Raw genomic sequence first — 14,484 nt, 5'->3', positions numbered from 1 at the left:
CAACGCCCGAAACCGATGAAGGGCATCACGATGGACGGGCGGCGGCGGGACGGCAGTGCGGGCGATGCGGACTATGGCCGCATCGGAGGCCACTATAGCCGCTACCGGCAGCCCGATCCCCGCATCGCCGCCATCATCCTCGCCGCGCTCGGCACCGCAGAGCGTGTGCTCAATGTGGGGGCGGGCGCGGGCTCTTATGAGCCGACGGACCGCCGCATCACGGCGGTGGAGCCCTCCGCCACCATGCGCGCCCAGCGTCCCGCGCACCTCTCCGCCGCCATCGACGCCGTGGCCGAGGCTTTGCCTTTCGATGACGGCACCTTCGATGCCGCCATGTCCACCTTCAGCATTCACCAGTGGAGCGACCTGCGAGCTGGCTTGCGCGAGTTGCAGCGCGTGACACGCGGGGCGATCGTGCTCCTGTCCTGCGAGCCGGGGGAGGTGGAGCGCTTCTGGCTGTCGGATTATGCCCCCGGCGTTCTGGAGGCCGAGGCGCGGCGCTATCCGTCACACGTGACCATTGCCGAGGCTCTGGGGACGGACGTGGAGGCGCGGCGGGTGCCGATCCCCTTCGATTGCGTGGATGGCTTCAACGAGGCCTATTACGGCCGTCCGGAGATGTTTCTCGATCCCGGTGCCCGCCTGTCCTGCTCCGCGTGGAGCTTCATCGAACCGGCCGCGGCGGAGGTGGCCGTGGCCCGTCTGGCAGATGATCTCAAACAAGGCGTCTGGGATGCCCGGTACGGCGACCTGCGGCAACAGCCGAGCTATGAAGGCTCGCTTCGGCTCTATGTCGCGACGATATGATTGCTTGCATTGCATGCGTTGGGTGCATGTCACTGCGTCACCTGTCGCGGGGGAATTCTGCGCAAGGCTTTGCCGAACTTGAAAAAATGACAGGTGCAAACAACTAAGTCTCACAACCCTTAAGTTAACCAAGCAAGCTCGGTGCAAGCATCGGTGAACTTCCTGTGGACCAGGTTACCGCCGTTGCGCCCCCAGCCGCCGGCCCCGCCTCCACAACAAGCCGATGTGCTTCCGAGGGTGTGATGTACACGAACCTGTCTTTGATCTGGAAAGTCGTTTCGCTGCTTCTCGCCCTCGGGCTCGTGAGCATCGCCGGCGCCACCTATTCAGACTATGCCCTGCGCGAGGTGAACGCCTCCTACATGAGCGTCCTTGAAGGGCCGAGCGCCGCGGCGGTGGCGGGCGCCCGTGCCAACCGCCTCGTCTCAGACACGCTCGGCGCGCTCTATCAGAACATCGCGTCCATCTCGCCGGAGGACAACGCCCGCGCCAAGGCGGCGATCGTCAAGGCGCGCGAAGGCACCTTGACCCGCCTGGCGGAGGCAGCGCGGCTCTCCCCGCAGTTCGCCCCGCGCTTTCAGGATGTCAGCGATCGCTTCCAGTCCGTGGTGGACAAGAGCTGCGCGGAGACCATCCGCCTCGCCAATGCCAGTTCCGACGGCGACGGCAATGCGCGCACCATGGCCGAGATGAACAAGACGTGCGAACCCGCATTCCGCACCCTCATCGAGGGGCTGTTCGCGCTCAATGGCGATCTGGTCAAGGCCGCCACCGAGGCCGGCCGCCAGACTTCCGCCAAGGCCGAGCGCAGCAGCGTTCTCGTCCTGGTGGTAATCTGTCTCGCCACGCTCCTGTTGCTGGCCGCAGCGGCGGTTCTCGTCCGGCAGAAGATCGTCGCCCCGATCCGCGCCATGATCGAGGTGATGAAGGGGCTCGGCGAGGGCCGGCTGGCGCAGGCTGTGGCCGGCACCGATCGCAAGGATGAGGTCGGTGCCATGGCCGGCGCGCTCGAAGTGCTGCGCGGCCAGCTTTCCGATGCGGAGACCGTGCGGCAGGCGCAGGCGGCGCGCGAGGCCGAGGAGCGCCGTGTGCTCGACCGCCGCAACACGCTGGCGGAGGATTTCGTGGCGCGCATGACTGAGCTGTCCTCGGCCTTTGCCGCCTCGTCCGATCAGGTGGCGGGTTCGGCCCGCAACCTCTCTGCGACCGCCGAGCAGACCTCCCGTCAGGCGCAGGCCGTGGCTGAAGCGGCCGAAGAGGCCGCCGTCAACGTGCAGACGGTTGCGGCTTCCTCAGAGCAGCTTGCGGCCTCCGTGCGCGAGATCACCGGGCAGGTGAGCCATTCGGCGCAGGTGGCGGATGTGGCCTTCAATGAGGCGGAGACCTCCAACAGCCGGATCGGCGAGCTGGCGACTGCCGCCACCGCCATCGGCGACGTGATCTCGCTCATCAAGGGCATCGCGGACCAGACCAACCTTCTCGCGCTCAACGCCACCATCGAATCCGCCCGTGCGGGCGAGGCGGGCAAGGGCTTCGCGGTGGTGGCCTCCGAGGTGAAGGAGCTGGCCTCCCAGACCGCCCGCGCCACCGACGAGATTGCGGCGAAGATCTCAGAAATCCAGCAGTCCACGCAGGGCACGGTGAGCTCCATGGCCGAGATCATGCGCGTGATTGCCAGCATGAAGCAGATCTCGTCCTCCATCGCCGGCGCGGTGGAGGAGCAGGGCGCCGCGACGGGCGAAATCGCCCAGAACTGCCAGCGCGCCGCCGACGGCACGCAGAAGGTCACGCAGAACATCACCGGCGTCGGCCAGGCAGCGGAACTCACCGGCTCGGCCTCGACCGAGCTTCTGGCCCTGTCCGAGGGGTTGTCCGGCCAGGCCTCGGATCTGAAACGCGTGGTTGAGGCCTTCGTGCTCGACCTGCGCGCTGCGTAAAGCAGCAGCGGATCGCCGGGAGCGGCCCGCCGCGTCCGGCGATCCGGAAGCTTGATCTTTATCAAGTGTTTGACGCTCAGATCGCCGCCCCCGTTCGCGCGGGTTTCGTTCGCCGGACCTTCGTGTCTCCAGCGGGCCGCCCTCGACCGCTGGTTGGTGCGGAAAAAGGTTGGCGTGTTTGTTTTTGCTGCGCTAAGTCAGTTTCACGCAATCGCGCAGTGGTATCTGGGCGGTAAGATGCTGGCGTGGAGCGGGGCGGTGGGCGTTCTGTTTCGAGCGCCCCGCCGCGTGAGTTCTGGCCCGATGTCCGCAGATGTCCGTTATCCGCAAAGCTAGAGGCGCCCGCCATCTGATGGCGGTCCTCTACGGGATCGCGGTCTTCCTCGCTTTCGGCGTCTGGAGCGAGGTCACCAGCTGGAACGCCTATCGCGAGCGCGTGTCCTCCCAGTTGGCCGAAACCGCGCGGGCCGTGGGCAACCACGTGGACGATGTCATCGAAGTGGCCAAGCAGCCTCTGGGGGCGCTGGCGCTTGATCTGGATCGCGATTGGGCAACAGCCCTTGGCGGGCTCCACTTCATTTCCACCATGCGCACGCTGGCTGAACAGTCTCGCTTCGTGCGCAGCCTCGCCTTCGTGCGTGCCGACGGCTACCTGGTGGAGTCCACCCTGTCCCCCTTGAGCCCCGGTCTCAATCTCGGCCACCGGGACTATTTCGAGCATCACAAGACATCGCCGAGCCTCGAACCTCACATCGGAAACCCCGCCTTCGGCCCGGTCATCCGGGACTGGTTCATCACCATATCGCGGCGCGTCAACCGCCCCGACGGCACCTTTGCCGGCGTCCTGCTGGCGACGGTGAGCATCGATCATTTCGCGAAGTTCTTCGATGGTTATGCACTGGGCGAGGGGCGCACCCTGCTGCTGATCGGCACGGATGGACGGGTGTTGCTGCGCCTGCCCGTTGAGGCGTCGTCTTCCGTCGTTTCCCTCGCCCAGACGAAGTTTTTCCGCGAGCGGCTGGTGGTGGAGCCGTTCGGGACCGCCGAATACACGTCACCGTTTGACGGGGAGCGACGGGTCGGCGGCTACTTCAGGAGCGCCGCCTCGGGGATCACCTCGACCGTCGGCGTCGCGACGTCGACGCTCTTTGCCGATTGGGTGCGGCAGGTGGCCATGCGCTGGGCTTTCGCGCTGATGGCCGTGATGGGGGCGGTCTTTCTCGGAATCCGCTGGCAGCGGCAGTCCTGGATGCGGGAGCGTTCGGAGGCGGAGACGGCGGCGCGGGTGGCGGAATTCCGTGTCATCGCCAATGCCTCGTCGGACCTCATCGAGAAGCTCGATCACGCGGGCACCCGCGAATATGTCTCACCGTCCGCGCGGGACCTGCTGGGGCGCGAGCCGGAGGATCTGATCGGGCACCCGATCTTCTTCGGTTACGGCCCCGAGGCGGAGGCCGACTGGCGCGCCGCGCTGTCCCGCATCCGCGGCGGGTCCTCGGTCGAGCGGCTGATCTTTTCCAAGACGGCGGTGGATGGCGGGACGATCTGGCTGGAAAGCCTCATCACCAAGGCGGCGGATACGGGCGGCATGGTGGTGGTGACGCGCAACATCACCGGTCAGAAGATGCTGCAGGAGAAACTCGACGCGCAGACGAAGATCGACGAACTGACCCGGGTCTTCAACAAGCGTCATTTCAACGCCGCGCTTCAGTCCCTCACCTCGGCCGCGCTGGCGCCGGGCGGGCGGCCCTTCTCGCTGCTCATCGTCGATGTCGATCGCTTCAAGATGTTCAACGACACCTACGGCCACGTGCCGGGCGACGCCTGCCTGCGGCGCATCGCGACGGCGATTGCGTCGGCGGTCCGTGCGAGCCAGGATGTCGTGGCGCGCTACGGCGGCGAGGAATTTGCGCTCCTGCTGCCGGACGTCGGCCCCGAACGGGCGGCCGACATTGCCGAGAAGGTCCGCGCGGCCGTTTTCGACCTCGGCATCGAGCACCGCGCCAACGTGCCCTGGGGACGCGTCACGGTGAGCATCGGCTGCGCCACCTTCGATGGCACCATTTTGCGCGAGGCCAACGAACTTGTGGTCCTCGCCGACCGCGCCCTCTATCGCGCCAAGACCGAAGCCCGGAACGCCGTCCGCGTCCACGAGCCCGTCGGCGGCGTCTGACGCGCGAAGCCGCCGCCGCGCGAACGGGGTGATTTGCGCGGGTATGCTGCTCGATCAGGAAAGGAGACTGGCGGAGAGGGGGGGATTCGAACCCCCGATACGGTTGCCCGTATGCCGCATTTCGAGTGCGGTGCATTCAACCACTCTGCCACCTCTCCATCCGAGGGCACGGGCCGCAGAAGCGATCCGGCGTGGTTGCCCGGCGCTTCTAGCCGAGAGCTTGCGTCGAGACAAGAGAGGCTTGTGGGCAACGCAAGGCCCACGCAATCCGCCCCCGCCGTCGGCCGCCGGCCGGGCCGTTGCAGGTCCGCCCGCACCCGAAGGGATTTCGCCCGGCTGCCTCGTGTGATGCGAGACACAGGCGCCTTTCGGCCAAGCGCGGCCGGGTGTCCCCGCGTTCAGAGTTCAGGCGGGACGGGGCGGGCCTTGCGGTCGGCGTCGATGGCCACGAAGGTGAAGATGGCTTCCGTCACCTTGTGCGTTTCCTCGCCTTCGCGGGCACGGCGCCAGGCTTCCACCTCGATGCGCATGGAGGTGCGCCCCACGCTCAGCAGGGTGGCGAACAGGCTCACCTCGTCGCCCACATAAACGGGCGAATGGAAGGTGATGGCCTCGACCGCGATGGTGGCGGCGCGGCCGCGCGAGCGGCGGGCGGCCACATTGCCGGCGGCAAGGTCCATCTGCGACATCAGCCAGCCGCCGAAGATATCGCCGGCGGGATTGGTGTCGGCGGGCATGGCGATGGTACGGATGACGGGCATTCCGTCTGGCATCTGGGCGGAGGGCGGGTGCATAAGCGCGTCCTTAAGGCGGGCTCATCGCATCGCGGCTGGGGCCGCAACGATCGGGAGGGGAGGCTCGCGGGGAGCCGGCGGTGAAGGCCAAGCCTTCCTGAAGGCTCGATGCCATCGCGGGCCTTGCGGCGCAAGCGCTCTCTGGAAGCGTTCCGGGCAGCGCTTTCCATTGACAGGCGCTGGTTCGGCCTATAAAGGGAACCCTCCCCGAAAAGCTCCTGCGGATCGGGGTTCCCGTAGCGACCGAAAGAAGCCTGCCCTTCGAGGCGTGGCTGAACACGAAAGCGAGACAAGATGTTCGCGGTCATCAAGACGGGTGGCAAGCAGTATCGCGTTGCCACCAATGACGTGATCACGGTGGAGAAGCTCGAAGCCGCCGCTGGCGAGAGCGTCACCTTCCCCGTCCTCCTCCTGTCCGGTGAGACGACCCTCGTGGGCGCGCCGCTGGTGGAAGGCGCTTCCGTCACCGCTGAGGTGGTGGAGCAGACCCGGGGTGAGAAGGTGATTGCCTTCAAGAAGCGCCGTCGGCAGAATTCCCGCCGCAAGCGCGGTCACCGTCAGGATCTGACGGTGGTGCGCATCACCGAAATCGCCACGGCCTGATAGGACGGAGAACGCAAAATGGCTCATAAAAAAGCAGGCGGTTCGTCCCGCAACGGCCGCGATTCCGACGGCCGCCGCCTTGGCGTGAAGAAGTTCGGCGGCCAGGCCGTCGTCTCCGGCAACATTATTGTGCGTCAGCGCGGGACCAAATGGCATCCCGGCACCAACGTCGGCATGGGCAAGGATCATACCCTGTTCGCCCTCGTGGAAGGCCGAGTCGAGTTCCGCACCAAAGCCAACGACCGAACTTACGTATCCGTCGTCCCCGCCCTTGAGGCGGCTGAATAAGCAGCGAGACCCTGACGTGAAGGATCCCGCTGCGCTCGTCGAGCCGGTGGGAGCCTGATCCAGGATCATCTGGGCTTCCAATACGAACCGGGGAGACGAGCAATCGTCTCCCCGGTTTCGTTTTGTCCACCGTCTGGCCAAGGAGCCCGCCATGACCCTCGTCGAACCGCCTTTCGGCGCCCCCCTCGCGGAGAGCTGTATCCCCGTCCTCGAAACCGAACGGCTCGTGCTCCGCGCGCCGCGCATCGAGGACATCCCGGCCATCGCGGCCCTTGCCAACCATCGAACCATCGCCGAGATGACGGCGAACCTGCCCTATCCCTATCGCCTGTCCGATGCGCGCGCCTTCGTGGAGACGCTGGCGCAGACGCCGGACGCCGCAACCTTCGCCATTTTCCTCAAAACGGGGGACGAGGAGGTGTTCGCCGGCATGTGCGCCTATGGCCGCAAGCCGCCGGAGACCATGCACGAAGTGGGCTACTGGCTCGGCCAGCCCTTCTGGGGGCTCGGCATCGCGACCGAAGCCCTGCGTGCCATGATCGACTACATCTTCTCGGAGACCGACATCGACATCATCGGCGGCGCCGCCCGCGTGGTGAATCCGGCCTCCCGCCGGGTGCTGGAGAAGTGCGCCTTCCAGTGGTCGGGCGTCGGCCTGTGCCGCGTGCGCGCGCTCGCCGCCTCGGTGCCGGTGGACCGCTTCCAGCTGGAGCGGCGGACCTGGGCCTCGCTCCGCGCCTGGGGCTCCACCGCCATGCCGATGCGGCGGGAACTGGCACACTGAACAGGGACAGGGCGGGCGGCCTCAAGTGCCGCCCGGACCTCACGCGCGGGCGTGCGTTCAGGTCTATGATGGCCCCGCATGGCCCTCCATTTCACCAGCGATACCCATTTCGGCGACATCGGCGCGATCAATATCCGCCGCCGCCCCTTCGCCTCCCTCGCCGAACATGATGCGGCGCTGATCGCACGCTGGAACGCCGTCGTCGCACCCGACGACGAGGTCTGGCATCTGGGCGACTTCGGCAAGGGAAAGGTGGAGCGCCTCGCCGCGATTCTTGGCGCGCTCAACGGCTGCAAGCACCTCGTCACCGGCAATATCGACACGCCAGCCCTGATTGCTCTTCCCGGTTGGGCGAGCGTCCAGCCTTATGCGGAACTGAGCCTCGACGGCCAACGTCTCGTGCTGTGCCATTATCCCTTCCGCTCATGGAACGGGGAGGGGAAGGGCGCCCTCAATCTGCACGGCCATTCCCATGGCCGGCTGAAGCCGCTGCGGCGGCAGGTGGATGTGGGCGTGGATGTCTGGAACTATGCGCCCGTGGCCCTGCCGGCCCTCTTGCAAGCGGTGGCCGGAAAGCGCGCGCCCGCCTGACGGGAAGGGGCAAATCCTCTTGCCTCCACCCGGCGCCTGCGCTTCCGTGGCCCGGACAGGTGGGGGCCACGGACGCGAATCGGGGCGCCCTGAGGAAAAGGCAGCGATGACACGTCTTGAGGATCTTCCCTATCGCCCCTGCGTGGGCCTCGCCATCTTCAATCGTGCAGGCCAGGTGTTCCTCGGCCAGCGCCTGAGCGGCCCCGAGCATGTGGATGCCACCCATTCCTGGCAGATGCCCCAGGGCGGCATCGACAAGGGCGAGGAGCCCTATGAGGCGGCCCTCCGCGAGCTGTATGAGGAGACCTCGATCCGCTCCGTGGTGAAGCTGGGCGAGGTGGAGGACTGGCTGTCCTACGATCTGCCGGGCCGCGTGGCGGGAGAGGCCTGGAAGGGCAAGTATCGTGGCCAGACCCAGAAGTGGTTCGCGCTGCGTTTCACCGGCGACGAAGGCGAGATCGACATCCTCAAGCCCGGTGGCGGCGCTCACAAGGCCGAGTTCTGCAACTGGCGCTGGGACGCGCTGGACCGGGCAGCCGAACTGGTGATCCCCTTCAAGCGGCAGGTGTACGAACGCGTGGCCCGCGAATTCCGCCGCTTCGCGCATGACTGAACGGGCCAGCGTGCGTTCTGAAAAATAGAACGTAACAGACAAGATTATTCGACTATTTCGTTTCTCTCTGCCGTGCCAATGTCCGCCTCGAGTTCAGGGCGGTTGGCGCGGCAGAAGTCCCGCGGCGCTGCCACAGCATTTCCCGGTGCAAGGCGCCGGGGCAGGGAGAGTGAAATGGCGAAGGTCCTGGTCCTCTATTATTCCACCTACGGCCACCTCGAGACGATGGCGAACGCGGTGGCAGAAGGCGCGCGCGCTGCCGGCGCCACGGTGGACGTGAAGCGCGTCCCCGAGACCGCTCCGGACGAGGTGGCGAAGGCCGCCCACTTCAAGCTGGATCAGGCGGCGCCCGTCGCCACCATCGCGGACCTCGAGCATTACGACGCGATCATCGTCGGCGCCCCGACCCGCTTCGGCCGTATCGCCTCGCAGATGGCCGCCTTCCTCGATCAGGCCGGCGGCCTGTGGTTCCGCGGCGCGCTGAACGGCAAGGTCGGCGCGGCTTTCACCTCCACCGCCACCCAGCACGGCGGCCAGGAGACCACGCTCTTCTCCATCATCACCAACCTGCTGCACTTCGGCATGGTGATCGTGGGCCTGCCCTACAGCCACCAGGGCCAGATGAGCATGAGCGAGATCGTCGGCGGCGCGCCCTATGGCGCCACGACGCTCGCGGCCGGCGACGGTTCGCGCCAGCCGAGCGAGATCGATCTCGCCGGCGCCCGCCACCAGGGCGAGCTGGTCGCCAAGACGGCCGCCAAGCTGTTCGGCTGATCGATCGTTCAGTGAATGACTGAAGGCCGGTCCGGCGCATGCCGGGCCGGCCTTTTGCGTTTAGGCGGGGCCGCGCCGGGAGCTATTTGTCTTTCTTCGCCTTGGCGACCTCGGCCGCATAGAGCTTGCGGATCGCGGCAATGTCCACGTTCGGCTCCGGCGGCCGCAGATCCATGTCCTGCAACGTGTTCGCGATGATCTGCGAGATGGCGAGATCGCGGAACCACTTGTGGTTGGAGGGGATGACATACCAGGGGGCGTGTTCGGTGGAGCAGCGGCCGATCATGTCGTCATAGGCGGCCATGTAGTCGTCCCAGCGGGCGCGCTCGGTATAGTCGCTCTCGCTGATCTTCCAGTGGCGGTCCGGATCGTCCAGCCGGTCGCCGAAGCGCTTCAGTTGCTCGTCCTTGGAGATGAAGAGGAAGAACTTCAGGATCGTGGTGCCGGAGAGTTCAAGCCCGCGCTCGAAATCGTTGATGGTCTCGTAGCGGTGCTTCCAGACCTGCTCGGGCACGAGGTCATGGACCCGCTCCACCAGAACGGCCTCGTAATGGGAGCGGTTGAACACCGCCACGGAGCCCAGAGCCGGCGTATGGGGATGGATGCGCCACAGAAAGTCGTGCGCCTTCTCCTCGTCGGAGGGCACCTTGAACGCGTGCACGTGGCAGCCCTGGGGCCCCATGCCCTTCAGAACGTGCCAGCACACGCCGTCCTTGCCGGCGGCATCGATGCCCTGAAGCACGATGAGCAGGGAATGGCGCCGCTCCGCATAGAGTTTCTCCTGCAAATTGCCCATGCGCTTCAGTTGGGCGTCGATCTCCGGTTGGGCTTCGGAGCGGCTGGAGAAGGCGTTGTGGAAGCCGGCGTCGCAATCGGCGAGACGGAAGGGGGCGCCGGGCTTGGCGAGGAAAGCGGTGCGATAGTCCATGGCGCCATGGTGCCTGCTTTCGCAGCGCTTTTTAACTGTCCGCGACGCCGCGGCGGCGGATTTTGTCCGGCAAAGTAAGGGCGCATTATCGCCCCAGCTTCAGGCAAGCTTGCGCCAGCAGGGTGCGCGGCGTGGTGGGGACCACAGGAGCATGGTCCTATGACCAGTGTTTCATCCACAACCTCCTCGCTCGTCACCGGCCTGACCGCCAGCACCGGTGGCTCGGGGCGGCTGGCCAGGCTGCAGGACCAGCTTGAGCAGGCCCAGCAGGCGCTGGAGGAGGCCCAGGAAGCCAACGATCAGGAAGAGATCGCGGCTCAACAGAAGACCATTGCGGCTCTGCAGCAGCAGATCCAGCAACTGGAGCAGCAGCAACAGCAGCAGACGCAGGCAGCCCAGCAGACGCAGGGCACCTCCGCCACCGGCCGGACAGACGCCACATCCGCAACGTCCGGTACCTCAACCACGTCTTCGTCCTCTGCCACGTCTTCAAGCAACGCCACAGGCGGGAGCAATCCCTACCGGCCAGTGATGAAGCTCGATCTGGCTGCCATCGCCGAACGGGTCAGGGCCTCGGGAGAGGACAAGACCGGCGCGGCTGATGTGTCGGGCGAGACATCCGCCGAGCAGGCGGCCTCGGAAAGCCTGGAAAAGTCCACGTCGTCGGTCTGACCGGCCGTCCTCTTCATCGCGGACGGGAGGTGTCTGCGGCGAAGTCCGGTTCCTCGCGGCCGCGAACCCATGGCCGTACCCACATGGTGGCCGCGAGGACCGAGACCAAAGACGCCGCCGTTCTCAGCCTTCGCCCGCATGCCTCGGCTTTCCCTTGCGCGGGGTGGCCGCGAGATCGTGCAGTTCCTTCTTGTCCATGGACTTGTACATGGATTTCGAGGCGCCCTTGAGCTCCTGCGCCTTGCTGTGATCGCGCTTGGCGGCCAGCGCTGCCCCCGCCGCCATCTGCTGTGCCTTTGACTTGGCCGGCATGTGATCCTCCTTCGGTTTGCCTCTGCTCCCCCAACGCGGAACCCACCCGCACGGTTCGCGCGTGCCCTTGCGGCAGCGCGTTTCCAGGCAGGCAGGGCGCCTGCGTCGCATTGCAACACGCGCGGCCGACTGCTATCTAAATTAGAAGAGTTCTAAAAATAGAGGCTTGGCCCAATGGTTGCCCTGTTGGCTTCGCGTCGGCGTTTCTCCGATCTGTCCGAGCAGGAGGTTCTGGCGCTGGCGATCTCGTCCGAGGAGGACGATGCGCGTATCTATGGCGACTATGCCGCCATGGTGCGGGAGGAGTTTCCCGACACCGCGAAGATGTTCGACGGCATGGCTGCGGAAGAGAATGCCCATCGCGGCCGGCTGATCGCCGATTACGAGCGCCGCTTCGGCCCGCACATTCCCCTCATCCGGCGCGAGCATGTGGCGGGCTTCTATTCCCGCCGGCCGGTGTGGCTGGTGAAGAATCTCGGCATCGACCGCATCCGCGCCGAGATCGCCAAGATGGAAGAGGACAGCGCCAATTTCTATCTTGAGGCGGCCAAGCGCACCTCGGATGCCGGCACCCGGCGCCTGCTCGGTGATCTCGCCCTGCAGGAGCGCCGGCACGAGGAACTGGCCGACCGGCTGGAAGCCAAGAACCTGCCCGCCGATGCCAAGGCGGAGGAGGACGGCAAGGCGCGGCGCCAGTTCGTGCTCACCTGGGTGCAGCCGGGCCTGGCAGGCCTGATGGATGGCTCGGTGTCGACGCTGGCGCCCATCTTCGCCACCGCCTTCGCCACCGAGAATTCCTATACGACCCTGCTCGTGGGCCTCGCCGCCGCCGTGGGCGCGGGCATCTCCATGGGCTTCACGGAAGCCGCCCATGACGATGGCGTCATCTCCGGCCGCGGCTCGCCGCTGAAGCGGGGCCTCGCCTCGGGCGTGATGACGGCGGTGGGCGGCCTCGGCCACGCGCTGCCCTATCTGATTCCGGACTTCTGGACCGCCACCGTGCTCGCCGGCATCGTCGTCTTCGTCGAGCTCTGGGCGATCGCCTGGATCCAGAACCGCTACATGGAAACGCCCTTCTTCCGGGCGGTCATCCAGGTGGTGGTCGGTGGCGCGCTGGTGCTGGCGGCCGGCATCCTCATCGGCGGCAGTTAGCGCCGGCCGGAACCTCGAGCGCTCCGGCCGATGGCGCTTCAGCCGTCGGCGAGCGTATCCAGCACAAAGCGGACCCGCGCGCCGACATCGGTGCGCGGCAGGATGACGGCCTCATAGCCGAGGGCGGGGAGGATGGTGCGCAGCCGCTCGTATTCCTCTTCGGCAGCCGCAAGATCATGGCGCCGTTCGGCGTCCCTCACATAGATCTCCTGCCAGGGCGGGGTGAGGAAAACTCGGCGGTGGTAGTGCCGCTCCGGGCCGAGGCTGTCCCGTAAAGGCACGCCTTCCGCCTGCGCCAGCGCGGCGGCCGCGTCGATCGTGCCGCGGTCGAAGAAGACGAGGCCCGGCCGCGCGAGCGCCGCCGCACGATCGGAGCGCGCGAGGGCCAGAGCGTGGCGCGCAAACGCACCGAGATCGTCCCACGGGAGGGCGCCGCCTTGCCCGGCGTGAAAGGCGGCGATGACCCGCCGGCCGGGTTCAGGAACCACCTCATGGCCGAGGGCGGCCAGGGCTTCCAGCAGGGTGGACTTGCCGCCGCCGGAGCAGCCGGAAATCAGGACGAGGCGGCCCATGGTAGTCCGCACGCGGCCTCAGTGGACCGCTTCGTCCTTTTCCCGCTTCTTCTCATACATGTCGAGATCGGCGCGCTTGATGGTCGCTTCCAGCCGCTCACCGATGCGGCTGGTGGCAACGCCCACCGAGAGCCGCAGCGGCGTCTTGGCGGAATTGTACTGGTTGTTCAGTTCCACCAGCTTCACGAGATTGTCGAGCACCGTCTGCGCACCCTCGCCGTCGATGCCGGGCAGGAGGATGACGAATTCGTCGCCGCCGATGCGCGCTGCGTGGCAGGGCTTCTCCACGAGGGACGACAGCACCTCGCCGGCCCGCCGCAGCAGGTCGTCGCCCGCGCTGTGGCCGAGCTGGTCGTTCACCAGCTTCAGGTCGTCGAGGTCGATCATGATGATGCTCACCGGCCGGGGGCCCTTGCGGTCCAGCCGGTTCAGCTCTTCCACATAGAAGGAGCGGTTGTAGAGCCGGGTGAGCACGTCGTGCTTGCCGAGATATTCGAGATAGGCCTCGGCCTTCTTGCGGGCGGTGATGTCCACAAAGGCGACCTGCACCTGCGCCCAGTCGGTCTCATGGCCGGGAAGGACCGAAAACTGCTGGAGCAGATAGAGCTGCGTGCCCTCCAGCGTATAGGCGGCGACCTCGCGCTGCTGGAACAGCTTGCCGTCCCAGAGGTCGATCAACTGCTCGCGGAGCGCCTGGAGCATCTCTTCGCGGAACACTTCGTCCAGGCGGCGGATGATCGCCGCCTTTTCGCCCGAGCCGAACAGGTGAAGCGTCTGGTGGTTGACCTCCAGAACGCGGATCTCGCTGGCGCACTGGTCCACGAATTCGGGATGCACGTCGGTGAAGACGCGGAAATCCTGGATGCCCTGCATGCGCACGCGGTCGAGCAGCGCCTTCACGCCGGAGAAGTCCTCCACCCAGAGCGAGACCGGCGAATGCTCGAACAGGCCCCGCGCATAGGCTTCGCTGAGCGCCAGACGGCGACGCGACTGCACGCTGTCCGTGACGTCTTCCAGCGAGACGAGGACGCGCGACCAGCTGTCCTCATAGCCCGGCAGGATGACACCGTGCAGTTGCACGTCGATGCGCCGTCCGCTGAGCGAATAGTTGCAGGTGTGGCTGGAGAAGCTGGTTTCGCCAGACCACAGATGGACAAGCTCCTCCGCGTGAACCGACAGCATGTCGTCACGGAAGATCTTGCCGAGATTGGCGGTGAGGTCCTCCAGCGAGTCTGCTTCAAACAGGTCGAGCGTACGCCTGTTGACCTTCACGATGTCGATGTGCGCGGCACACTGACTGACGCGCGTCATGTCATCGGCGAAGAAGGAGCGCAGGTCGCGGACGCCCTCCGCGCGCCACTGATCGAACAGCCGTTTCAGGCGGCTGTAGTCTTCGACCCATAGGGAAACGGGCGACAGGTCAAAAATCAGGGCGTCATCGAGCATGGCGGGCAAAATCGGATTGGCCGGGAGGAGCGATCGCG

The 14,484-nt window shown here is 66.3% G+C and carries 16 protein-coding genes and 1 tRNA gene; 11 read left to right on the top strand and 6 right to left on the bottom strand.

Going from position 1 to position 14,484, the window contains the following annotated elements:
- Positions 1-15 precede the first annotated feature (15 nt).
- The 3 genes from AZC_RS21020 (at position 16) to AZC_RS21010 (ending at position 4,917) form a co-directional block, all read left to right on the top strand.
- Positions 16-807 carry a class I SAM-dependent methyltransferase gene (locus AZC_RS21020; RefSeq protein ID WP_244421752.1) on the top strand — a complete coding sequence of 264 codons (792 nt, stop codon included), beginning with the start codon at positions 16-18 and terminating at the stop codon, positions 805-807.
- Positions 808-1,049: 242 nt separating this feature from the next.
- Positions 1,050-2,744: a methyl-accepting chemotaxis protein gene (locus AZC_RS21015; RefSeq protein WP_081434069.1), complete on the top strand. Its 1,695-nt coding sequence runs from the start codon at positions 1,050-1,052 to the stop codon at positions 2,742-2,744.
- A gap of 313 nt (positions 2,745-3,057) precedes the next feature.
- Positions 3,058-4,917, top strand: coding sequence for a diguanylate cyclase (locus AZC_RS21010; protein WP_012172616.1), 1,860 nt, complete (start codon positions 3,058-3,060; stop codon positions 4,915-4,917).
- 68 nt (positions 4,918-4,985) lie between these two features.
- On the opposite strand, the gene AZC_RS21005 is transcribed toward AZC_RS21010, so the two are convergent.
- Positions 4,986-5,075 (bottom strand) — tRNA-Ser (locus tag AZC_RS21005).
- A gap of 240 nt (positions 5,076-5,315) precedes the next feature.
- Positions 5,316-5,711 carry an acyl-CoA thioesterase gene (locus tag AZC_RS21000; RefSeq protein WP_012172615.1) on the bottom strand — a complete coding sequence of 132 codons (396 nt, stop codon included), beginning with the start codon at positions 5,709-5,711 and terminating at the stop codon, positions 5,316-5,318.
- Positions 5,712-6,005: 294 nt separating this feature from the next.
- On the opposite strand from AZC_RS21000, the gene rplU reads away from it, so the two are divergent.
- From rplU to wrbA, 6 genes are all read left to right on the top strand, one after another.
- Positions 6,006-6,314: a 50S ribosomal protein L21 gene (gene rplU / locus AZC_RS20995; RefSeq protein WP_012172614.1), complete on the top strand. Its 309-nt coding sequence runs from the start codon at positions 6,006-6,008 to the stop codon at positions 6,312-6,314.
- An 18-nt stretch (positions 6,315-6,332) separates the two neighbouring features.
- Positions 6,333-6,602, top strand: a complete 270-nt coding sequence (gene rpmA / locus AZC_RS20990; protein WP_012172613.1) for a 50S ribosomal protein L27 — start codon at positions 6,333-6,335, stop codon at positions 6,600-6,602.
- A 151-nt stretch (positions 6,603-6,753) separates the two neighbouring features.
- Positions 6,754-7,386, top strand: coding sequence for a GNAT family N-acetyltransferase (locus AZC_RS20985; RefSeq protein ID WP_012172612.1), 633 nt, complete (start codon positions 6,754-6,756; stop codon positions 7,384-7,386).
- 78 nt (positions 7,387-7,464) lie between these two features.
- Positions 7,465-7,977: a metallophosphoesterase family protein gene (locus AZC_RS20980; RefSeq protein ID WP_012172611.1), complete on the top strand. Its 513-nt coding sequence runs from the start codon at positions 7,465-7,467 to the stop codon at positions 7,975-7,977.
- Between the two features lie 106 nt (positions 7,978-8,083).
- The gene (locus AZC_RS20975) at positions 8,084-8,590 is read left to right on the top strand and encodes an RNA pyrophosphohydrolase (protein WP_012172610.1); all 507 of its coding nucleotides are present in this window, start codon (positions 8,084-8,086) and stop codon (positions 8,588-8,590) included.
- A 174-nt stretch (positions 8,591-8,764) separates the two neighbouring features.
- Positions 8,765-9,364, top strand: a complete 600-nt coding sequence (gene wrbA / locus AZC_RS20970; RefSeq protein WP_012172609.1) for an NAD(P)H:quinone oxidoreductase — start codon at positions 8,765-8,767, stop codon at positions 9,362-9,364.
- 82 nt (positions 9,365-9,446) lie between these two features.
- Here wrbA and AZC_RS20965 read toward each other — a convergent pair whose 3' ends face one another.
- Entirely contained in the window at positions 9,447-10,292 is an 846-nt protein-coding gene (locus AZC_RS20965) for a polyphosphate kinase 2 family protein (protein ID WP_012172608.1), read from the bottom strand.
- Between the two features lie 159 nt (positions 10,293-10,451).
- Here AZC_RS20965 and AZC_RS20960 point away from each other — a divergent pair, with 159 nt between their 5' ends.
- Positions 10,452-10,964 carry a hypothetical protein gene (locus tag AZC_RS20960; protein WP_012172607.1) on the top strand — a complete coding sequence of 171 codons (513 nt, stop codon included), beginning with the start codon at positions 10,452-10,454 and terminating at the stop codon, positions 10,962-10,964.
- 123 nt (positions 10,965-11,087) lie between these two features.
- Here the strand turns inward: AZC_RS20960 and AZC_RS20955 are convergent, their stop codons facing one another.
- Positions 11,088-11,276, bottom strand: a complete 189-nt coding sequence (locus tag AZC_RS20955; protein ID WP_012172606.1) for a DUF3008 family protein — start codon at positions 11,274-11,276, stop codon at positions 11,088-11,090.
- A gap of 174 nt (positions 11,277-11,450) precedes the next feature.
- Between AZC_RS20955 and mbfA the strand changes: the two genes are divergently transcribed.
- Positions 11,451-12,428 carry an iron exporter MbfA gene (gene mbfA, locus AZC_RS20950; protein WP_012172605.1) on the top strand — a complete coding sequence of 326 codons (978 nt, stop codon included), beginning with the start codon at positions 11,451-11,453 and terminating at the stop codon, positions 12,426-12,428.
- A 38-nt stretch (positions 12,429-12,466) separates the two neighbouring features.
- Here mbfA and AZC_RS20945 read toward each other — a convergent pair whose 3' ends face one another.
- Together AZC_RS20945 and AZC_RS20940 are read right to left on the bottom strand one after the other, a co-directional pair.
- The gene (locus AZC_RS20945) at positions 12,467-13,000 is read right to left on the bottom strand and encodes an AAA family ATPase (RefSeq protein ID WP_043879674.1); all 534 of its coding nucleotides are present in this window, start codon (positions 12,998-13,000) and stop codon (positions 12,467-12,469) included.
- Positions 13,001-13,018: 18 nt separating this feature from the next.
- Entirely contained in the window at positions 13,019-14,446 is a 1,428-nt protein-coding gene (locus AZC_RS20940; protein ID WP_244421750.1) for a sensor domain-containing diguanylate cyclase, read from the bottom strand.
- Positions 14,447-14,484: the final 38 nt, after the last annotated feature.

The organism is Azorhizobium caulinodans ORS 571 (assembly GCF_000010525.1).
In the GTDB taxonomy this organism is placed as follows: domain Bacteria; phylum Pseudomonadota; class Alphaproteobacteria; order Rhizobiales; family Xanthobacteraceae; genus Azorhizobium; species Azorhizobium caulinodans.
Note: the sequence above shows the minus strand (reverse complement) of the source record. Positions and strands in the feature narration are given on the sequence as shown.